Origin of the sequence: Lentzea sp. NBRC 105346, from assembly GCF_030269605.1 — a bacterium.
Taxonomy (GTDB): Bacteria; Actinomycetota; Actinomycetes; order Mycobacteriales; family Pseudonocardiaceae; genus Lentzea.
In genome coordinates, this window is sequence record NZ_BSTQ01000012.1 from 172768 (window position 1) to 192634 (window position 19867).

General features: G+C 69.1%; 18 protein-coding genes. 6 read left to right on the forward strand and 12 right to left on the reverse strand.

Annotated features, from left to right (window positions below):
* Positions 1–46 precede the first annotated feature (46 nt).
* Positions 47–2602 carry an ATP-dependent Clp protease ATP-binding subunit gene (locus QSK35_RS25195; RefSeq protein ID WP_285749948.1) on the reverse strand — a complete coding sequence of 852 codons (2556 nt, stop codon included), beginning with the start codon at positions 2600–2602 and terminating at the stop codon, positions 47–49.
* 313 nt (positions 2603–2915) lie between these two features.
* Here QSK35_RS25195 and QSK35_RS25200 point away from each other — a divergent pair, with 313 nt between their 5' ends.
* Positions 2916–3710, forward strand: a complete 795-nt coding sequence (locus QSK35_RS25200) for a (2Fe-2S)-binding protein (RefSeq protein WP_285749949.1) — start codon at positions 2916–2918, stop codon at positions 3708–3710.
* Here the strand turns inward: QSK35_RS25200 and QSK35_RS25205 are convergent.
* Genes QSK35_RS25205 through QSK35_RS25215 form a run of 3 tightly spaced genes read right to left on the reverse strand, consistent with a single transcriptional unit; the run spans position 3707 to position 6539 of the window.
* Entirely contained in the window at positions 3707–4504 is a 798-nt protein-coding gene (locus QSK35_RS25205; protein WP_285749950.1) for an ABC transporter ATP-binding protein, read from the reverse strand. The genes QSK35_RS25200 and QSK35_RS25205 overlap by 4 nt on opposite strands.
* Positions 4501–5547: a FecCD family ABC transporter permease gene (locus tag QSK35_RS25210; RefSeq protein WP_502881713.1), complete on the reverse strand. Its 1047-nt coding sequence runs from the start codon at positions 5545–5547 to the stop codon at positions 4501–4503. Before QSK35_RS25210 ends, QSK35_RS25205 begins: the two co-directional genes overlap by 4 nt.
* Complete coding sequence (locus QSK35_RS25215) at positions 5544–6539, reverse strand: FecCD family ABC transporter permease (protein WP_285749951.1); 996 nt, start codon at positions 6537–6539, stop codon at positions 5544–5546. The genes QSK35_RS25210 and QSK35_RS25215 overlap by 4 nt, the downstream gene beginning before the upstream one ends.
* 62 nt (positions 6540–6601) lie before the next feature.
* Here QSK35_RS25215 and QSK35_RS25220 point away from each other — a divergent pair, with 62 nt between their 5' ends.
* Positions 6602–7576, forward strand: coding sequence for an ABC transporter substrate-binding protein (locus tag QSK35_RS25220; protein ID WP_285749952.1), 975 nt, complete (start codon positions 6602–6604; stop codon positions 7574–7576).
* 69 nt (positions 7577–7645) lie between these two features.
* Here the strand turns inward: QSK35_RS25220 and QSK35_RS25225 are convergent, their stop codons facing one another.
* Together QSK35_RS25225 and lysS are read right to left on the reverse strand one after the other, a co-directional pair.
* Positions 7646–7990: a histone-like nucleoid-structuring protein Lsr2 gene (locus tag QSK35_RS25225; RefSeq protein WP_285749953.1), complete on the reverse strand. Its 345-nt coding sequence runs from the start codon at positions 7988–7990 to the stop codon at positions 7646–7648.
* 117 nt (positions 7991–8107) lie between these two features.
* Positions 8108–9562, reverse strand: coding sequence for a lysine--tRNA ligase (lysS, locus tag QSK35_RS25230; protein ID WP_502881715.1), 1455 nt, complete (start codon positions 9560–9562; stop codon positions 8108–8110).
* Between the two features lie 119 nt (positions 9563–9681).
* Here lysS and QSK35_RS25235 point away from each other — a divergent pair, with 119 nt between their 5' ends.
* A complete protein-coding gene (locus tag QSK35_RS25235) occupies positions 9682–10431 on the forward strand; it encodes a class I SAM-dependent methyltransferase (RefSeq protein WP_285749955.1) in 750 nt (249 codons plus the stop codon).
* A 1064-nt stretch (positions 10432–11495) separates the two neighbouring features.
* On the opposite strand, the gene QSK35_RS25240 is transcribed toward QSK35_RS25235, so the two are convergent.
* From QSK35_RS25240 to QSK35_RS25260, 5 genes are all read right to left on the reverse strand, one after another.
* A complete protein-coding gene (locus QSK35_RS25240) occupies positions 11496–12284 on the reverse strand; it encodes a type III pantothenate kinase (RefSeq protein WP_285749956.1) in 789 nt (262 codons plus the stop codon).
* Positions 12284–12745, reverse strand: a complete 462-nt coding sequence (gene panD, locus QSK35_RS25245) for an aspartate 1-decarboxylase (RefSeq protein WP_285749957.1) — start codon at positions 12743–12745, stop codon at positions 12284–12286. Before panD ends, QSK35_RS25240 begins: the two co-directional genes overlap by 1 nt.
* Before the next feature lie 11 nt (positions 12746–12756).
* The gene (gene panC / locus QSK35_RS25250) at positions 12757–13647 is read right to left on the reverse strand and encodes a pantoate--beta-alanine ligase (protein WP_285749958.1); all 891 of its coding nucleotides are present in this window, start codon (positions 13645–13647) and stop codon (positions 12757–12759) included.
* Between the two features lie 4 nt (positions 13648–13651).
* Positions 13652–14536 carry a Rossmann-like and DUF2520 domain-containing protein gene (locus tag QSK35_RS25255; protein ID WP_285749959.1) on the reverse strand — a complete coding sequence of 295 codons (885 nt, stop codon included), beginning with the start codon at positions 14534–14536 and terminating at the stop codon, positions 13652–13654.
* Between the two features lie 102 nt (positions 14537–14638).
* On the reverse strand, positions 14639–15775 hold the full coding sequence (locus QSK35_RS25260; RefSeq protein ID WP_285750069.1) for a PrsW family intramembrane metalloprotease: 1137 nt from the start codon (positions 15773–15775) through the stop codon (positions 14639–14641).
* A gap of 45 nt (positions 15776–15820) precedes the next feature.
* On the opposite strand from QSK35_RS25260, the gene QSK35_RS25265 reads away from it, so the two are divergent.
* The 3 genes from QSK35_RS25265 to QSK35_RS25275 are packed head-to-tail and all read left to right on the forward strand — an operon-like array spanning position 15821 to position 18288.
* Positions 15821–16741, forward strand: a complete 921-nt coding sequence (locus tag QSK35_RS25265; protein ID WP_285749960.1) for an SAM-dependent methyltransferase — start codon at positions 15821–15823, stop codon at positions 16739–16741.
* Between the two features lie 14 nt (positions 16742–16755).
* Positions 16756–17178 (forward strand): DUF1203 domain-containing protein, encoded by a 423-nt coding sequence (locus QSK35_RS25270; RefSeq protein WP_285749961.1) that lies wholly within the window; start codon positions 16756–16758, stop codon positions 17176–17178.
* Between the two features lie 21 nt (positions 17179–17199).
* Positions 17200–18288, forward strand: coding sequence for an NADH-quinone oxidoreductase subunit D (locus QSK35_RS25275; protein WP_285749962.1), 1089 nt, complete (start codon positions 17200–17202; stop codon positions 18286–18288).
* Position 18289: 1 nt separating this feature from the next.
* On the opposite strand, the gene QSK35_RS25280 is transcribed toward QSK35_RS25275, so the two are convergent.
* Complete coding sequence (locus tag QSK35_RS25280; protein WP_285749963.1) at positions 18290–19840, reverse strand: DUF6779 domain-containing protein; 1551 nt, start codon at positions 19838–19840, stop codon at positions 18290–18292.
* Positions 19841–19867: the final 27 nt, after the last annotated feature.

The following is a 19867-nucleotide window of genomic DNA, read 5'->3' on the forward strand; positions in this document are numbered from 1 at the left end:
GAGAACGCCCCCTGGGAGCTCCCAGGGGGCGTTCTCGTTCAGCCACTTACTCCGTGGACTCGGCCTCGGAGGCCGACTCGCCGGCCGGAGCCGCGAGGTCGACCGGCGGGGCGTCCGGCACGCGGAGCGGCTTGGCCTCGCCGCGGAACACGAACTTGGCCTTGTCGTGCTCGTCCGACTCGCCGTCCCAGCCCTCGACGTCGGTGATGATGATCTGGCCCGGCTGCAGTTCGCCGAACAGGATCTTCTCCGACAGCTGGTCCTCGATCTCGCGCTGGATGGTGCGGCGCAGCGGCCGCGCACCGAGCACGGGGTCGAAGCCGCGCTTGGCCAGCAGGGACTTCGCGCGGTCGGTGAGCTCGAGCGCCATGTCCTTGTTCTTCAACTGCGTCTCGACCCGAGCGATCATCAGGTCGACCATCCGGATGATCTCTTCCTGAGTCAGCTGGTGGAAGACGATGATGTCGTCGATGCGGTTGAGGAACTCGGGCCGGAAGTGCTTCTTGAGCTCGTCGTTGACCTTGTTCTTCATGCGCTCGTAGTTGGACCCTGCGTCCTGACCCGAGGTGAAGCCGAGGCCGACGGCCTTGGAGATGTCCGACGTGCCCAGGTTCGAGGTGAAGATGATGACGGTGTTCTTGAAGTCCACCGTCCGGCCCTGACCGTCGGTCAGGCGGCCGTCCTCCAGCACCTGGAGCAGCGTGTTGTACACCTCCTGGTGCGCCTTCTCGATCTCGTCGAAGAGCACGACGGAGAACGGCTTGCGGCGCACCTTCTCGGTGAGCTGGCCACCCTCTTCGTAGCCGACGTAACCGGGAGGGGCACCGAAGAGCCGCGAAGCGGTGTAGCGGTCGTGGAACTCGCCCATGTCGATCTGGATGAGCGCGTCGTCCTCGCCGAACAGGAAGTTCGCCAGCGCCTTCGAGAGCTCGGTCTTACCGACACCGGACGGGCCGGCGAAGATGAACGAGCCGGAGGGGCGCTTCGGGTCCTTCAGACCGGCGCGGGTGCGGCGGATCGCCTGCGACACGGCCTTGACCGCGTCGGTCTGGCCGATGATCCGCTTGTGCAGCTCGTCCTCCATGCGGAGCAGACGGGTCGTCTCCTCCTCGGTGAGCTTGAACACCGGGATACCGGTCCAGTTGGCGAGGACCTCGGCGATCTGCTCGTCGTCGACCTCCGCGACGACGTCCAGGTCACCGTCCTTCCACTGCTTCTCCCGCTCGGCCTTCTGGCCCAGGAGCTGCTTCTCCGCGTCACGCAGCTTCGCCGCGCGCTCGAAGTCCTGCGCGTCGATCGCGGACTCCTTGTCGCGACGCACGTCCGCGATCTTCTCGTCGAACTCGCGCAGGTCCGGCGGAGCGGTCATGCGACGGATGCGCATGCGCGCGCCCGCCTCGTCGATCAGGTCGATCGCCTTGTCCGGCAGGAACCGGTCGTTGATGTACCGGTCCGCCAGCGTGGCGGCGGCGACCAGCGCGGAGTCGGTGATCGAGACGCGGTGGTGCGCCTCGTACCGGTCGCGCAGACCCTTGAGGATCTCGATCGTGTGCTCCAGCGACGGCTCGCCGACCTGGATCGGCTGGAACCGGCGCTCCAGCGCGGGGTCCTTCTCGACGTGCTTGCGGTACTCGTCGAGCGTGGTGGCGCCGATGGTCTGCAGCTCACCGCGGGCCAGCATCGGCTTCAGGATCGAGGCCGCGTCGATGGCGCCCTCGGCGGCACCCGCACCGACGAGCGTGTGGATCTCGTCGATGAACAGGATGATGTCGCCGCGCGTGCGGATCTCCTTGAGCACCTTCTTCAGGCGCTCCTCGAAGTCACCGCGGTAGCGGGAGCCCGCGACCAGCGAACCGAGGTCCAGCGTGTAGAGCTGCTTGTCCTTCAGCGTCTCGGGCACCTCGCCCTTGACGACCATCTGCGCCAGGCCCTCGACGACGGCGGTCTTGCCGACGCCGGGCTCGCCGATGAGGACCGGGTTGTTCTTGGTGCGGCGGGACAGCACCTGCATGACCCGCTCGATCTCCTTGGTGCGACCGATGACCGGGTCGAGCTTGCCCTCCCGCGCCGAGGCGGTGAGGTTGCGGCCGAACTGGTCGAGCACCAGGGACGACGACGGCGTGCCCTCGCCACGGCCGCCGGACTCGGCGGGCTCCTTGCCGCCGGAGTAGCCGGACAGCAGCTGGAGGACCTGCTGACGCACCCGGTTGAGGTCGGCACCCAGCTTGACGAGGACCTGCGCAGCAACGCCCTCGCCTTCGCGGATCAGGCCGAGCAGGATGTGCTCGGTGCCGATGTAGTTGTGGCCGAGCTGCAGCGCTTCGCGCAGCGACAGCTCAAGCACCTTCTTTGCACGCGGGGTGAAGGGGATGTGGCCCGACGGCGCCTGCTGTCCCTGGCCGATGATCTCCTCGACCTGCTGGCGGACGCCTTCCAGCGCGATCCCCAACGACTCGAGCGCCTTGGCGGCGACACCTTCACCCTCGTGGATCAGGCCCAGGAGGATGTGCTCGGTGCCGATGTAGTTGTGGTTGAGCATCCGTGCCTCTTCTTGGGCAAGGACAACCACCCGCCTCGCGCGGTCGGTGAACCTTTCGAACATTCGCACTCCCTGACTGCTGCGTCGGCGGTCCCCGGCTCCACCGATCTACCCTGGTGAGCGCGGCACCGTGTCACCACTGTAGTGGGCCCGGCCGACCGTCTCAGTTCCCGTGCGCAGCTAGTCGTCCGCGGGGATCTCTGACGTATGCATCAACGCAGGTAGCCGAGTCCGGATTCCACGGATCGGGCGATGTCCGCTGAGCGCGAACAACTGGTGGTTCACCCACACTGGGCGTGATCGGGGTCACCTCGCCGCGCACAGTTCCTGTCTCATTCGGTAAGGTTAGGCAAGCCTCATAGAACAGGAATGGGTGTTGACCGTACCGGCGAGGGTTTCCCGCGACTCCCGTGCGCTCACACCACTGGCCGAGTCGATCACGCGGCTGGAGGTGGGCGCCGACATCCGCTTCGGCATGCCCGCCGACCCGGACTGGATCGTCTGCTCGGACATGCTCGCCGATCCCGATCGGTTCGACCTGTGGCGCAAGGACCTCGCGGAATGGATGGTCGACCAGTACGGCGACTCGTCCGACCGCGCGACCGGCGGCTACATCATGGGCTGGTACCTCAGCGTGCCGGGATTCCTCGCGGGGCTGCTCTTCCACACCGCGCGCCGCGTGCCCACGTTGAAGCCCACCGACCTCGCGTTCCACATCAACGAGGACGGCCGGCCGCACCCGGACGGCCTCGCGATCCTGTGCGACGAGTTCGCCTGCCTGCCGGACGACCCGGCGAGCAACCACCCGGCGGCGACCGTGGTGAAGAACGAGGCGGCGCTGGCCGCGCTGCTGCGGGCCCGGTACGCGGGCCACGCCGCGCAGTTCGTCGCGTCGTTCGGCCAGACGGTCCGGTTCGGCCGCCGTCAGCTGTGGGCCGCCGCGACGGACGCGCTGGACAGCGGCGCCTGGACGGCCGGAAAGCTGTGCGGCGACGAGACCTCCGGCGTCACGGACGCGGCGATGCTGCTGCCGGAGAAGCTGGACCCGTTCACCTCGGCCTCGACGATCTACCTGAGCGACGAGGGCTGGACGCGGCGGCGGGAGAGCTGCTGCTTTCACTACGTCCTGCCCGAGGCGAACGCCTGCCAGACCTGCCCGCGGGTCTGTTAGTTCACCCGATGGCGTGAGCCGACCGGGACCACCAGAGGCGTCCCGGAGACCGGGTCCTCGACCACCCGCGCGTCCAGTCCGAACACGTCGAGCAGCATCTGCTCCGTGAGCACCTCGGCCGGCGCACCCAGAGAGACGATCTTGCCGTCCTTCATGGCGACGAGCTGGTCGGCGTAGCGGGCGGCGAGGTTGAGGTCGTGCAGCACCATCACGACCGTGCGCCCCATGTCGGTGTGCAGCTGCTGGACGAGGTCGAGCACGTCGATCTGGTGCGCGAGGTCGAGGTACGTCGTGGGCTCGTCGAGCAGCAGCAGGTCCGTGCCCTGGGCGAGCGCCATCGAGATCCACGCCCGTTGCCGCTGACCGCCGGACAGCTCGTCGACGGTCCGTTCGGCGAGGTCGGAGATGCCGGTCATCCGCAGGGCCTGCGCGACGGCCTCCTGGTCGTCGGCCGACCACTGCCGGTACCAGGCCTGGTGCGGGTGCCTGCCGCGCGCGACGAGGTCGCTCACGGTCAGTCCTTCGGGCGCCTGCGGCGACTGCGGCAGCAACCCGAGGACCTTCGCGACCTCGCGCGTCGGGATCTTGTCGATCCGCTTGCCGTCGAGGACGACCGCGCCGTGCCGCGCGGGGAGCAGCCGGCCGAGCGCGCGCAGCAGGGTGGACTTGCCACACCCGTTGGGGCCGATGACCGCGGTGACCGTGCCACCGATGATGTCGAGGTCGAGCCGGTCGACGACGACGCGCTCGCCGTAGCCGACGCTCAGTTCCTTCGCCTGCAGACGCACACTCATATCCGCGCCTCCCGGCGGCTCCGAACCAGCAGGTACATCAGGTAGGGCGCGCCCAGGACCGCGGTGACGACGCCGACCGGCAGCTCGATGCGGTAGATCGTGCGCGCCACGAGGTCCGCCAGCACGGTCAGCACACCGCCGAGCACGACGGACCCGAACAGCGGCGGAGTGGCCGTCCTCGCGAGCCTGAGGGCGATCTGCGGCGTCGCCAGGGCGACGAACGCGATGGGCCCAGCCGCGGCGGTCGCCACCGACGCCAGCACGATCGCGATCAGGATGAGGACCGTTCTCGACTTGTCGACACGGACGCCGAGCCCCTTCGACGTCTCGTCGCCGAACTGCAGGGCTCCGAGGACGTGTGCCTGGACCAGGGCCGCCGGGATCAGCAGGGTGAGGGCGATGGCGATGGGCACGACGTGCTCCCAGCCGCGCCCGTTGAGGCTGCCGGTGATCCACACCATCGCGCGCGCCGCGTCCGTCACGTCGCCGACCGTCAGCAGGTACTGGGTGAGGTTGGCTGCGACGGCCGTGACGCCGATGCCGATGAGCACCATCCGGAAGCCCTCGATGCCCTTGCGCCACGCGAGCGCGTAGACGAGCAGCCCGGCGGTCAACCCGCCCAGCAGCCCCGCGAGCGGCAGGCCGAACTCCGCGTACGGGCCGGTGATCGACCCGAGGCTGCCGGCGAACGTGATCACCGTGACGGCTCCGGCGCCCGCGCCCCACGTGATGCCGAGAAGGTCCGGGCTGGCGAGCGGGTTGCGCACGATCGACTGGAAGATCGCGCCGCTCAGGCCGAGGGCCCCGCCGACGAGCAGGCCGGTGAGCGTGCGCGGGAGGCGGAGCTCGAAGACTACGAACTGGTCGCGGCGGGTGCCGCCGCCGAGCAGGACGTCGAGGACCTGGTTGACGGTGAGCGGAAAGTCGCCGCTCGTGATGTCGACGACCACTAGCGCGAGCAGCACGGCGAGGCCGGCGAGAACGACGACCATGGACCGGCGGCGCAGCCGGAACGAGGCGGACCCGACGCGCACCGCCGTCACAACTTCACCAGCTTCCTGCGCCGCACCAGCGCCACGAAGAAGGGCGCGCCGACGAGCGCCAGCATGACGCCGACCTCCACCTCGGCCGGCCGCGCGACCACACGTCCGACGATGTCCGCGAGCAGCAACAGCACGGCGCCGAACAGGCCGGAAAGCGGCAGCAGCCAGCGGTAGTCCGGTCCGGCCACCGCTCGCGCCAGGTGCGGCACGACCAGGCCGAGAAACCCGATCGGCCCGCACGCCGCGACCGCCCCGCCGACCAGCAGCGTGATCGCGACGACGCCGAGCACCCGCGTGAGCCCGACACGCGTACCGAGCGCGCGAGCCACGTCCTCCCCCAGCGCCAGCGCGTTCAGGCCCGGCGCGTTCATGAACGCCAGCAGCAGGCCTGCCAGGAGGAAGGGCAGCACCTGGCCGAGCAAGGTCAGGTCCCGCCCGGCGATCGCGCCGATCTGCCAGAACCGGAACGCGTCCAGCGACTGCTGGTCCAGCAGCACGATCGCGGACACCAGGCCGTGCATCAACGCCGACACCGCCGCACCGGCCAGCGCCAGCGTCACCGGCGAAGGGCCGCCGCGACCGGCCGACCCCAGCAGGAACACGACGATGGAGGCGATCATCGAGCCGGCGAACGCGAACCAGATGTAGCCGTACAACGACGACACGTCGAGCAGGAAGATCGAGAGCACGACGGCGAGTGCCGCGCCGTGCGTGACTCCGAGGATGCCCGGATCGGCCAGCGGGTTGCGCGTGTGTCCCTGCATCAGCGCGCCGCCGACGCCCAGTGCGATCCCGACCGCGATGCCGATCAACGTCCGGGGCACCCGCAGCGAACGGATCACCACGTCGTCCTCGACGCCGGTGAACGAGAACAGGCCGTGCCACACGCCCGAGACGGCGATCGGTTTCGCCCCGATGGCGACGGAAGCGACGCAGATCAGCACCAGTGCCGCCAGGAGGAGCACCAGGCCGATCAGGCGGCGACGGGCCACGGTCCACTCCTCAAAACCTATGCTCGGTGAGGGCAGCCTAACCGAATTAACAGGAGCCGCCGATGCGCAGGCCCGCTATCGCGACCGTGGTGCTCCTCGCACTCACGGCGTGCGGTCAGACGACCACGACCAACCCCGCCGTGCCGACCACCGGCCAGGCCTTCGTGCCGGTGACGATCGAGCACGCGATGGGCAAGACCGAGATCAAGGCCCGGCCGGAACGGGTCGCCGCACTCGACACCAGCTACGTGGACGCCACCCTCGCGCTGGAGACGCAGGTCGTCGCGTTCACCCGCTATCCGGGTCAGGGCGACAACTTCCCGGAGTACCTGAAGGCGGACGCCGAGAAGTACGGCAAGGACGCCAAGGCCATCGGCGACCTGATGACGCCGAACCTGGAGCAGCTCGCGGGCATCGGGCCGGACCTGATCGTCAGCGCGAAGGTCCGTCACGGGGAGATCTACGACAAGCTCACCAAGATCGGCCCGACGGTGTTCAGCGAGACGACCGGACCGACGTGGAAGGACAACATCCGCCTGCTCGGCCGTGCGCTCGGCAAGGAGCAGCTCGCCAACGACAAGATCAAGGCGCTGGAGGACCGGTCGAAGAAGCTCGGCGACGCGATCCGCGCCAAGGAGGGCCGCAACCCGACGGTAAGCCTCGTCCGGTTCGTCGCCGGCGAGCAGACCGTCCGGCTCTACACGCCGAACTCGTTCCCCGGCGGGGTGCTGAAGGACACCGGTCTCGCCCGGCCGGAAGGCCAGCCGACGTCGGACAAGATCTCGGTGAACCTGAGCCAGGAGCAGATCATCTCGGTCGACGCCGACCGCATCTTCGTGTCGACGTGGTCCGATCCGAAGAACGAGTCGCAGAAGATCAAGGACCAATTCCTGGCGAACCCGTTGTGGGGTCAACTGAAGGGTGGCAAGCAGGACGTGAACGACACCGTTTGGGTGGCTTCGGTCAGCCTTCAGGGTGCACACGCGATGCTCGATGACCTCGCGAAGGCATTCGGTGTGGATCCGCAGCGTAGTTGAGTGGTCACTCAAATAAACCGAAGGGGTGGTCGGATTACCTCCGACCACCCCTTCGCATATTTACGAATTTTAGCCCTGCTGGTGGTACGCGTCGAGAACCTCGGCCGGGATACGGCCACGGTCCGACACCTTCATGCCCTGCTTGCGAGCCCACTCACGAATGGCCTGGTTCTGCTCGCGATCAGCAGAGGCGGGACGCGCCTTCACACCGGCGGGACGACCAGGTCCACGCTTGCGGCCACCCGCACGACGTGCACCGGCAACGAAGTCCGCAAGAGCGTCACGCAGCTTGTCCGCATTGCCCGAGGAAAGGTCGATCGTGTACGAGACTCCATCGAGTCCGAACTCAACGGTCTCCTCGGCCGTGGACCCGTCCAGATCGTCGACGAGGGTCACGGTGACCTTCTGCGCCATGCGTATCCTCCTGGACTCGAATGCGCGAGTGACACCCGCGACGCCAACTTAATACCGCTTCGAGGGCAGGTTAGCGCACGGGTGCCACATTGCACCTATCGACATCCGGAAAGTTACTCATTCAGGGCGAACGAGCGGGAACAAGATGGTCTCCCGGATACCCAGGCCGGTGATGGCCATCAGCAGCCGATCGATCCCCATTCCGACGCCACCGCTCGGTGGCATTCCGTACTCCAGTGATCGCAGAAAGTCTTCATCGATCGGCATCGCTTCGACATCTCCGGCCGCGCCGAGCAACGCCTGCGCTTCGAGTCGTTCACGCTCGATGACCGGATCCACCAGTTCGGAGTAACCGGTAGCGAGTTCGAATCCACGGACGTAGAGGTCCCACTTTTCCGCGACACCCGGACGGCTGCGGTGCTGACGGGTCAACGGCGACGTCTCGACCGGATAGTCGCGCACGAACGTCGGCTCATAGAGGTGGTCGCCGACCAGGTGCTCCCACAGCTCCTCGACCAGCTTGCCGTGGCCGTGCTTGGGGCTGACCTCCAGCTCGACCTTGTCGGCGAGCTTGCGCAGCACGTCGACCGGGGTGTCGGGCGTGATCTCCTCGCCGACGGCGCCGGACAGCGAGTCGTAGATGGAGAGCGTGGTCCATTCGCCGGACAGGTCGTAGTCCGTGCCGTCCGCGAGCGTCACCACCTGTGAACCGGTAACCGCTTGCGCGGCTTCCTGGATCAGTTCCCGCGTGAGTACCGCGTTCGTGTCATACGTCGCATACGCTTCGTAGTACTCGAGCATCGAAAACTCGGGCGAATGCGACGAGTCGATGCCCTCGTTGCGGAAGTTGCGGTTGATCTCGAAGACCTTCTCGATGCCGCCGACCACGCAGCGCTTCAAGTACAGCTCCGGCGCGATGCGCAGGAACAGATCAATGTCGAGCGCGTTCGAGTGCGTCACGAACGGACGCGCCGCGGCACCGCCTTGCAGCGTCTGCAACATCGGCGTCTCGACTTCGACGAATCCGCGGTTGTGGAACGACTCACGCAACTGGCGGACCACAGTCGCACGGGTCCGAACGGTGTTCCGAGCCTGCGGCCGCAGGATGAGGTCGACGTATCGCTGACGAATACGCGTTTCCTCACCGAGTTCCTTGTGCGCGACCGGCAAGGGTCGCAGCGACTTCGCGGTCAACCGCCAACTGTCGGCCATGACCGAAAGCTCACCGCGGCGCGAGCTGATGACCTCGCCGTGGATGTAAACGTGGTCGCCGAGGTCGACGTCGGACTTCCAATCGGAAAGGGCATCCTCACCTACTCCGGCGAGGCTCAGCATCGCCTGGAGTTCGGTGCCGTCGCCTTCCCGCAACGTAGCGAAGCACAGCTTTCCGGTGTTGCGCATGAACATCACGCGCCCGGTCACACCGACCTGTTCCCCGGTCTGCGTGTCAGGCTCGAGTTCCGGGTAAGTCTCGCGAATCTGCCGCAACGTGTGCGTCCGCGGCACCTCGACCGGATACGGTTCGACGCCGCGGTCCAGCAGCCGCGCACGCTTCTCCCGGCGTACCCGCATCTGCTCGGGCAGATCTTCTTCGCTGGTCACGGCGCTTTGCTTGGGCTGCTCACTCACGGCTTCAAAGGGTACGGAAAGGCCGTGGGCTTCCTCCAACCGGATACCTTTAGGTTGGGGGCATGGACCTTCACGCCCGCCGGGCAGACTCGTTCGGGGCACACGCGTACGCCTACGCCGAGCACCGCCCCGACTACCCCGTGGCCGCCGTCAGGTGGGCGTTGGAGCCGCTGGGCACCGACCCCTTAGACGTGCTGGACCTGGCCGCGGGCACCGGAAAGCTCAGTTCCGTACTGATCGCCGAGGGTCACCGCGTCACCGCGGTCGAGCCCAACGAGCAGATGCTCTCCGAGCTGGTCCGCCGAGTGCACGGGGTACGCGCCCTACCCGGCCACGCCGAGCACATCCCGGTGCCTTCCGGGACGGTCGACGCCGTCCTGGTCGGGCAGGCGTTCCACTGGTTCGACCCGTCGAAGGCCTTCCCCGAGATCGCGCGGGTGCTGCGGCCCGGCGGGGTGGTCGCCGGCCTGTGGAACGACATCGACGTCTCGGTGCCGTGGGTGTCGTCGTTCAACGAGATCGCCAGGTCGAGCGTGAGCGCCATCAGCTCACCGACCTACGAGATGCCCGACCACCCACTTTTCGTCTCGCCGGAGACGGCCGAGTTCCCGCACGCGCTGCGGCGCTCCTCGCCGGACGACCTGGTGGCGACGGTCGGGACGCACTCGCACACGATCGTGATCCCGGCGGAGGAGCGGGCGGAGCTGATGGAGCGGATGCTCGGGTTCCTGCACGCGCAGCCGGAGACGTCGAACGGCCCGTTCGACGTGCCGCTGGTGACCTACGTGAAGCGGCTCGTGCTGGCGGGGTGAGCGCCCGTTCATGCCCTCGAGGCCGTCGGAATTGTCGGACCCTGGCGCTACGGTCGGCTGGGGGTGTGTCGACGCGCTGGCGTTGTGAGCTGCCCCCGTATCTCAGGCTAGTGAGGGGGACCGACAGTTCTCGGGCAGCGGTTCTGGGTGTGGGGACGCATGGTTCGGGGCGCGGGAACGTCCAACGCGGGGTCGGGAACGTACGGCTCGGGGGTCGGGAACGTACGACACGCGGGGCTGGTTGGCCGACACGCGGGGGCGGAGCGGGCAACACACGGCGCGAAGTGAGGACTCGCGGGTGCTGGGCTGAGGACTCGCTGGGGCTGGACTGAGGACTCGCGCGGGACGTGGGACTCGCGGGGCGGGCCAGGGAACGTACGGTTCCGGGGGCGGGAAGGTACGGCTCGGGGGTCGGGAACGTACGACTCGCACGCAGCGAGTGCGGGAGCGTCAAACTCACGGGGCCGGACGGTAAGACTCACGGGGCCGGACGGTAAGACTCGCGGGGCCGGACGGTAAGACTCGCGGGTTGCGAACGTACAGCTCAGGGGGCGGGAAGGTACGACTCGCCGGGTTCACCGGCCCCGTGTCACGCGATGCGCGGAGCGCGAGCCGGTTTGGGCATCTACCGCACGCGCGACCGACACAAGGTGGGCACGCACGGGACCGGCACGAAAGCTGGCGACCACGCACGAGACCGGCAGCCACAGAGGCGACCACGCACCCAGAGTGGGGCGCGTCTGGTGACCCACTACGAAAGCGATTGGGGCTTGACTTGGGGTGCGGCGTGGTAGCCCTTGTCGGGCCGGCAGATCTTGAATCTGCCGGCGGAGCCGGCCCACCACGCCGCGAGGGGCCCCAAGTCAAGCCCCAATCGCGGCGCCGAAGGCGCCCCCGGAAGACGCAGCGCCCCACGACACCGGCAGCCAACAAAAGAACAACCACGCACGGCACCGGCAGCCAAGCGAGCAAGCACGGACGGAACCCACGCACAACCCCAGAACTGTCAGACCACCCTGGGAGAATAGAAACCGGGGGTCCCCCAACGCGGGGGGACGCCCGAATCAGCGCGCCATGTTCCGCTCAAACACCAGCCGCAACCCAAGCAAAGTCAGATCAGGCACGTGGTGCGCAATCGTCTCGGACTCAGCAACCACGAGCGGCGCCAACCCCCCGGTAGCCAGCACGGCCACCGGCCCAGGATCGGTCTCGTGCAGTTCCGCGATGATCTTCCGAACAAGCCCGTCAACCTGCCCGACGAACCCGTAAACGATCCCGGACTGCAGGCACTCGACGGTGTTCTTCCCGATCACCGACCGAGGCCGCACCAGCTCGACCTTGCGCAACTGAGCAGCCCGAGCCGCCAACGCGTCCACGGAGATCTCAATCCCAGGCGCGAGCGCACCCCCAAGAAACTCCCCCCGAGCAGAAATCACATCGAGGTTCGTAGAGGTACCGAAGTCGACAACCACACAAGCAGTGGAGTGCAGGTGGTGAGCGGCCAACGTGTTGATCACGCGGTCCGACCCCACCTCCTTGGGGTTGTCGACGAGCAGCGGCACACCGGTCTTAACGCCAGGCTCGACGAGCACCTTCGGCACGGACGCGTAGTACCGCCCGAGCATCACGCGCAGCTCGCGCAACACCGCGGGCACGGTGGACAACGCGGAAATTCCGGTGATCTTCTCCGCGTACTCACCGAGCAACCCGCGCATGGTCAGAGCAAGCTCGTCGGCGGTCATCCGCGCGTCGGTACGCATGCGCCAGTCGCGCACCAGGGGCGCGGTGTCACCGACCCCGTCGTAGAGCCCGAGGACGATATTGGTGTTACCGACGTCGATGGCGAGCAGCATCAGTTCTCCGCTTGGATCAAGGCGTCCAGCGCGGCCGCCTCGACGGTCTCAGAAGACACGGACCCGTTCACCAGGCCCGACCCCTCAGGTGCATGCGCGGGGTCAACCCCGAGATCGACCACGCTGTTCGAAGCGTCCACGAACACCACGCGAGGCTTGTACGTACGAGCCTCCAAGTCATCCATCTGACCGTAAGCGATCAGAATGACGATGTCGCCGGGGTGCACGAGATGCGCGGCGGCGCCGTTGATCCCGAGGACGCCGGACCCCCGCTCCCCGGGAATGACGTAGGTCTCGAGGCGCGCGCCGTTGGTGACGTCGACGATCGCGACCTGCTCGCCCGGCAGCAGGTCGGCCGCCTCCATCAGGTCGAGGTCGACGGTGACCGAGCCGACGTAGTGCAGGTCGGCCTGCGTCACGGTCGCGCGGTGGATCTTGGACTTCAGCATCGTGCGGAACATGGCGTGCCCCTCTATTCGTCGCCCGCGCCGAGCAGTACCGGCGCGTTGTCGATCAGGCGTGTCGAACCCACCCGCGCGGCGACGAGCAGACGGGCGTCTCCGTTCTCCGGCGGGGCCCCCAGCTCCGGGGACCGTAGCTCCAAGTAGTCCAGCTCGACGCCAGAACTCGCGGCGATCACGTCGTGCGCGGCCTTCAGCACGGCGTCCGCGCCCTGGGCCGAGACGTGCGCGCCCGCGGTGAGCGCGGCGGACAGCGCGACCGCCGTGGTGCGCTGTTCGTCGGACAGGTACGCGTTGCGGGACGAAAGGGCGAGGCCGTCGGGTTCGCGCACGGTCGGCACGCCGACGACGTCGAGCGGGAAGTTCAGGTCCCGCACCAGCTTCTTGATCAGCGTGAGCTGCTGGTAGTCCTTCTGCCCGAACACCGCGTAGTTCGGGCCGACGATGTTGAACAGCTTCGACACGACGGTCAGCACGCCGGCGAAGTGTCCCGGTCGCGACGCGCCCTCGAGCTCGTCACCGAGCGGTCCGGGGTGGACGGTGACCTGCGCGCCCTCCGGGTACATGTCCTCGACGGACGGCGCGAACACCAGGCCCACGCGCTCCTCGCGGCAGATGTCCACATCGGACTCGAACTGGCGCGGGTAGGAGTCGAGGTCCTCGGAAGGGCCGAACTGCAACGGGTTCACGAAGATCGACACGACCACGACGGTGTTCTGCAGCACGTGCGCCTCGCGCATCAGCTGGCGGTGCCCGGCGTGCAGCGCGCCCATCGTGGGCACCAGCGCGACGTTGCGGCCGGCCGCGCGCAGCGCCCTCACGACGCGGTTGAGCCGCGCGGGATCGCGGTGCACGGTGACGTCCGACGGGGAGTAGTCGTCCTTGGTCAGCGGCTTGGTCATGCGTTCAGTCCTCGAGGGTGGTGCGGACGTCTTCTGCGGCGTCGGGCTTCAGCAGCCCGGCTGCCTCCGCGCGGTCGGCCGTGCGGCGGGCGAGCACCTTGTACGCGGGCAGCACGTCGTGTGCCGCGAGCACGTCCAGGTGCTTGCGCAAGGTACCGGTGTCGCCGCGGGCGACCGGACCGGTCAGCGCGCGGTCGCCGTGGCGCAGCGCGTTGTCCAGTGCCGCCGACAACAGCGGGCCGATGAGTCGTTCGGCGTCGGAGACACCCGCGCCGGCAAGCAGGTCGACGGCGTCACGGACCAGCGTGATCAGGTGGTTCGCGCCGTGGGCGAGCGCCGCGTGGTACAGCGGGCGGACGTTTTCCGGGACGCGGACGGGTTCGGCGGCCATCTCGACGACCAGCGCCTCGCCGACACTCCACGCGATCTCGTCGTCGTCCGCGGCCGTCACGCCGACGCACGCGGCGGTCATCCGCTGCAGGTCCTCGGACCGGCCGGTGAAGGTCATGACGGGATGCAGCGCCAACGTCAACGCGCCCAGCTCGCGGGCCGGCTCGAGCACCTGGACGCCCTGGGCACCGCTGGTGTGCACGACGATCTGGCCGGGCTTGAACGAGTTCGTGGCGACGAGCCCCCTGACCAGGCCGGGCAGCTCGTCGTCGGGGACGGCCAGCAGCACGAGGTCCGCGCGCGCGGCGACCTCGGGCGGGTCGAGGATCGGCACCCCGGGCAGCAGCTCTTCGGCGCGCCGCTGGGATTGTGCGGAGACGGCGGACGTGCCGACGACCACGTGGCCCGTCCTGGCCAACGCGGCGCCCAGCACCGAGCCGACCCGGCCTGCCGAGATGATGCCCACGGCGAGCCTGGCCGGACGTCCTGTCGCGTCCATGCGACTAACTCCTTCTGGCGTTCCAGTCCCTGATCGGGTACCAGACGACGCCGACGAGGGTAAACCGCTAATCCCCGGCGGGTGGCCGGTCGGTGACGAGCTTCACCGGCGAGCCGCGGTCCGGGCCGCGTGCAGTGTGGCGAGCAGCTCGGCGTGCCGCGCCTCGGCGTTGCGGTCGGCCGTGCCGCGGTCGATGCGGTGCCGCAGGAAGGCGAGCTCCGTGACGGTCTCCTGGTAGAGCTTCACCGCCTTCGCCGCGGCGTCGCCGGACTTGCGGCGCACGGCGTCCCGCCAGTTGCGGCGGCCGGGCAGGCTCGCGAGCAGCGCCACCTCGCTGGCCGCGATCCACCGGTTCATCGCCATCGCGGGCAGCTGCTCGGCGACGATCCGCTGTTCGCGACGGCGCTGCCAGATGACCATCGTGACGGCGCCCGCGAACACCGGCACCATGATCAGAAAGTACAGGTTGATGAAGTCCGACCCGGTGCCGATCGACACGGACAGGTTCCACGCCGCGTGCAGCAGCACCGCGCCGAGGAACCCGAGGATCGGCGCGACGATCCGCACCTTGCGGCTGGTCGTCACCGCGGCGACGCCGATGCCGATGCCGGTCATCGTGGTGAACAGCGGGTGCGCGAACGGCGAGAGCACGCCACGCAGGATGAACAGGGCGACGACACCGCCCGTCAGCCCGCCGAAGCCCGAGTCCACGAAGGCCCGGCCGAAGTACAGGATGTTCTCGGTGAACGCGAAGCCGGCCGCCACGATGCCCGCGTAGACCATGCCGTCGACGACACCGTCGTACTCGTGCCTGCGCCGCAGGTACACCGCGAGCAGGAAGACGCCCTTCGCGGCCTCCTCGACGATCGGTGCCGCGACCACCGCCGCGACCGCGCTGCCGTCCGTGCCGGTCAGCAACGCGCCGAGCACCTGCGCGGTCTGGTTGAACGGCAGGCTGGTGATCGTCGCGCCGCACGCGCCCCAGAGGAACGCGTACAGCAGCATCTGCGCGGGTTCCGGCTCCCAGCGGTCCACCCAGAGGAAGACACTGACGACGAGCACGACCGGGATCAACGCGGCCGCGGCCCCGATCGCGATCGGCTTGATCCCCAGCGACGACGTGCCCAGCCCGAACAACACCAGCCCGCACGCGGACAGCACGATCAGGCCGACCACGGGGGCGAGGACGGTCCAGCGGCGCTGTTCGATGCGCTTGCGGGTGGGCGGCGTCGGCGTCAAGTCGGCGTCGGTCACGGGAACAGACCTTAGAGGCACACTTGTCCGGTGCTCGACTGGGAAGAGGCGTGGCGGTCGGCCCTGTACGGCCCTTCGGGGTTCTTCGTGCGGGGCGAACGGCCGTCCGGGCACTTCCGCACGGCCCCGCTGATCGGCCAGGAGCTGGCATCGGCCCTGCTCTCGCTGCTGGACCGCGTTGATCATGCGCTCGGACGTCCCCCGGTCGTGGACTTCGTCGACATGGGTGCGGGCGGTGGCGAACTTTCCGCCGCGGTACGGGAACTGGCCTCGGGTTCGCTGAGCCGCCGGTTGCGGGTGACCGGAGTGGATCTCGCGCCCGACCCGTCGTTGCCCGGCGTGCGCTGGACTTCCTCACTGGAGCCGTCTGTTGGGCTGCTGGTCGCGCACGAGTGGCTGGACGCGATTCCCTGCCCGGTCGTGCAAGGACCGTCCGACGATCCCTGGCTGGCGCGCTGGTGGCCGCTCGGCGAAGGCGAGTGGGCCGAGGTGGGCGCTCCTCGGGACGCGGCGTGGGCTTCGGCGGTGGCGTCGGTGACCGGTGCGGCGCTGGCGATCGACTACGGGCACACCGCGGACTGCCGTCGTCCGACGCTGACCGGCTACCGCGATGGGCGGCAGGTCGCGCCGGTGTTCGACGGGTCCTGCGACATCACCGCGCACGTCGCCTTCGACTCGGCGGCGGCCGCCGCAGGTGGCTCCTCGGTGCTGGTGTCGCAGCGGGATGCCTTGTCCGCCTTGGGGTTGACGGCGTCGGTGACCGATTCGGACCCGATGGCGTGGCTGGAGGAGACGGCTCGAGCCGGGCGGATCGCCGAGCTGCGGGCGGTCGGCGGACTCGGTGACTTCGGGTGGTTGCTGCACGCGACCGGGCCCGTGCGGGTGTCCGACCTGTTGCCGCCGCTGCCTGCGTGGCGTCCGAATCCCGCCAGCTTCCCGACAACGGACTGACCACGCTGGATCCCATGAGGATTCACGCGATTCCGGTTTCCGCAGCCCTCGACGACCCCGGCCGCGAGTACCGCGCCTCCGAGCCCGACGTGCCGCTGCGTTGCTGCCTGCGCAAGTCCCTGCCCGGCGAGCCCGTCTGGCTGTTCCGCTACGCCCCGCCCGCCGGCAAGGGCCCCTATGCCGAGCTGGGACCCGTCTTCACCCACGTCAATTGTTCAACAATCCCCCAGTTCGACAATCTGCCCGTAGAATTGTTGAACAATACCCGGATTCTACGGTCCTACAACGCCGCCGGGCAGATCCACTCCGGCCAGACGGTAGAGCCCGGATCGTTCAACAGTACGATCGAAGAATTGCTCAACGATCCTACTGTTGAACAACTGCAGATCCGGAGCCTCTCGCATGGGTGCTACCTGTTCGGGATCAGCCGGTCGTAGCGCCCGTGAAACCATGGGCGGGTGAGTGAGCGGATCACCGTCGGGGTGGGGGCCGGGGCGAAGTACCTGGGCGTGGACCGGGTCGTGGACCTGGGCCCGCTGCACCCGTCGGCGCACGGCGCGTACCGGTTGCGCCTCACGGTCTCCGGGGACGATCCGGTGATCAGCGAGGCGGTCCCGCTGGTCGGCCACCTGCACCGCGGCGCGGAGAAACTGTTCGAGGTGCGCGACTACCGCCAGGTGCTGACGCTGGCGAACCGCCACGACTGGCTGTCGGCGTTCTGCAACGAACTGGCGGTCGCGCTCGCCGTGGAGCGGATGACCGGCATGGACGTCCCGGCGCGGGCGCAGTGGCTGCGCGCGTTGCTGTGCGAGCTGAACCGGCTCATGGCGCACATGGTGTTCCTGACGCCGCTCGCCCCCGGCGCCGCCGCCCACCGCGAGGCCGTCCAGGCGGTGATGGAGGAGGCGTCCGGCGGGCGCATCCACTTCATGTTCAACCGAATCGGTGGCCTGCGGGAGGACGTCCCGGCGGGCTGGACCGACCGCGTCGCCGCCGCGCTGGAGACGATCGACGTCTCCGCGCTGAAGATCGACGAGGATCGGTTGCGCGGGCTCGGCGTGCTGTCCCGCGACGCGGCGCTCGCGCACGGCGTGACCGGGCCGATCGGCCGCGCGTCCGGAGTGGACTTCGACCTGCGCCGCGACGACCCGTTGCCCGCGTATCGCGAGCTGGACGTCCAGCCGGTGGTGCGCACGGAAGGCGACGCGCTGGCCCGTGTGCGTTGCCTGCTCGACGAGGCCCGTCAGTCGATCCGGCTCGCGCACGACTGCCTCGCGAAGCTGCCGGCCGGGCCGGTGAACGTCCGGCTCCCCAAGGCGATCAAGGCACCGGAGGGCTCGGTCTACACGTGGGTGGAGGCGCCGCTGGGGACGTCCGGCGTGCACCTCTCCTCGCGCGGCGAGAAGACGCCGTGGCGGCTGAAGCTGCGGACGCCGTCGTTCAACAACATCCAGGCGCTGTCCGCGCTCGTGCCGGGCACGCACGTGCGCGACCTGCCACAGGTGCTGGGCTCGTTCGCCGTGATCGTCGGCGACATCGACAAGTAGGTCAGTCCTCGCGACGACGACGCCGGCGCGGCGCCTCACCGCCACCGAGGGACGCCAGCAGCTCGCTCACGGACTTGCCGTCGGCATGCGCACCGGACGGGTCCTCCACCGCGGCCCGGCGGCCACCGCCACCGGTCATCTCACTGGCCGTGATCCCGGTCGCGACGCGACGGCCACCCGTGGCCTCCGCCGAGCGGCGGCCCGTGGGTTCCGGTTCGGCGGCGGCACGGCGGCCGGTGACCTCCGGAGCGGCACGGCGGCCGCCGGTGCGTTCGGACGAGGTGCCCGGATCGATGGTCTCCCACGACCCGCTGTTCTGGTCGCGCTCGTCCGCGCGGCGCCTGCCGCCGGTGACCTGGGTGCGGTTGTCGGCCGCGAGCTTCTCGCGGTTGATCATCTCGGTGCGCTCGGCCACCCGCGACCGGCGGGCGGGCTCGCCACCGCGCGGCAACGGCTGGGACACCTGCGGCAGGGACTGGGACACCTGCGGCAGCGGCTGAGATACCTGGGGCAGCGGCTGGGACACCTGAGGCTTGTTGGCCCGAGCGAACTCGGCGCGGTCGACCTGTTCGGTGCGCTGCGACTGCGCGTTCAGAGGCTGGGCGCTTGCCGGCTGCCGGGGAGGCGGCCCGGCCGGGTTGAGCCGCGCGGCCACGTTCTCCTGCGTCGTGCGGGGCGCCACGCGCGGCGTCGCCGACGCGGACTCGAAGCGGTTGGCGCGGGTCGGCGGCTCGGGGGTCGCCGAGATCGTCACGCGGTCGACCGTGGCGCGCGCGGGCTGAACCGTGCGCGTCGTCGGCTGCGGCTCACGGCGCTGCGGCTCCTGGGGCTTCTGCGGCTCGCGGCGGATGACGGTCGGCTGCGGCCGGGCCTGCGGCGAGGTGCGCGCGGGCTCCGGACGGGCGGGCTCGGGCCGGGCCGGCTCACGCCGCGGCGCCTGAACCTTGGCGTCGTGCGCGACGCGCTCGATCAGCTCGGTGCGCTCGGACGGCTTCTCCGCGTTGACGACCTGCTTCGCGGTGCCCGCGGTGATGATCCGCTTGCTGTCGCCCGTGGTGATCCGCGCCTGGTCGGACAGCGACCGCAGGCGCGTCGACTCGGCGCGCAGCGCGATGCGTTCGACGAGGACGTCACCGCCCAGCAACGCCTCGAGGTTGTCGCGCAGCTGACGAAGATCGGCGCGCAACGCCTCGATGTCGCCGCGGGACTCCTCCTCGATCCGCTTGCGCGTCTCGCTCTCGATCTCCAGCTCGTACTCGCGGCGAGCCGCGACCTCCCGTTCGAGCTCAAGCTCGTAGACGGACTGGAGGTCCGCGACCTCATCGGTCCGTTCCTGCACCTGCCTGCGGTACTTGGCGGCCAGGAAGGCACCCACCAGCGCGGCCCACAGAGCAGCGACCACGGCGAGCCGCAGCCACCGGGCGTTGTCGCTGAGCACGAGCACGGCCGCCGCCACGAGGGCAAGCGCCAGCGCCGCTACCAACAGCAATCGTCCGGAGCCACGACCGTGATCTTGTTGCTCGTCGTCGAACGACGCGCCGCGACCGGTCATGGGCACTACGGTACCCCGGAGTTATCC

Excerpts from the sequence above, each read along its gene's own strand:
- panC (WP_285749958.1), bottom strand. The coding sequence starts at position 13,647 with ATGACCAAGCCGCTGACCAAGGACGACTACTCCCCGTCGGACGTCACC.
- QSK35_RS25225 (WP_285749953.1), bottom strand. The coding sequence starts at position 7,990 with ATGGCGCAGAAGGTCACCGTGACCCTCGTCGACGATCTGGACGGGTCC.
- QSK35_RS25240 (WP_285749956.1), bottom strand. The coding sequence starts at position 12,284 with ATGCTGCTCGCCATCGACGTCGGTAACACCAATATCGTCCTCGGGCTC.
- QSK35_RS25220 (WP_285749952.1), top strand. The coding sequence starts at position 6,602 with ATGCGCAGGCCCGCTATCGCGACCGTGGTGCTCCTCGCACTCACGGCG.
- QSK35_RS25280 (WP_285749963.1), bottom strand. The coding sequence starts at position 19,840 with ATGACCGGTCGCGGCGCGTCGTTCGACGACGAGCAACAAGATCACGGT.
- QSK35_RS25195 (WP_285749948.1), bottom strand. The coding sequence starts at position 2,602 with ATGTTCGAAAGGTTCACCGACCGCGCGAGGCGGGTGGTTGTCCTTGCC.
- QSK35_RS25270 (WP_285749961.1), top strand. The coding sequence starts at position 16,756 with ATGAGGATTCACGCGATTCCGGTTTCCGCAGCCCTCGACGACCCCGGC.
- lysS (WP_502881715.1), bottom strand. The coding sequence starts at position 9,562 with ATGCGGGTACGCCGGGAGAAGCGTGCGCGGCTGCTGGACCGCGGCGTC.
- QSK35_RS25255 (WP_285749959.1), bottom strand. The coding sequence starts at position 14,536 with ATGGACGCGACAGGACGTCCGGCCAGGCTCGCCGTGGGCATCATCTCG.
- QSK35_RS25235 (WP_285749955.1), top strand. The coding sequence starts at position 9,682 with ATGGACCTTCACGCCCGCCGGGCAGACTCGTTCGGGGCACACGCGTAC.
- QSK35_RS25205 (WP_285749950.1), bottom strand. The coding sequence starts at position 4,504 with ATGAGTGTGCGTCTGCAGGCGAAGGAACTGAGCGTCGGCTACGGCGAG.
- panD (WP_285749957.1), bottom strand. The coding sequence starts at position 12,745 with ATGTTCCGCACGATGCTGAAGTCCAAGATCCACCGCGCGACCGTGACG.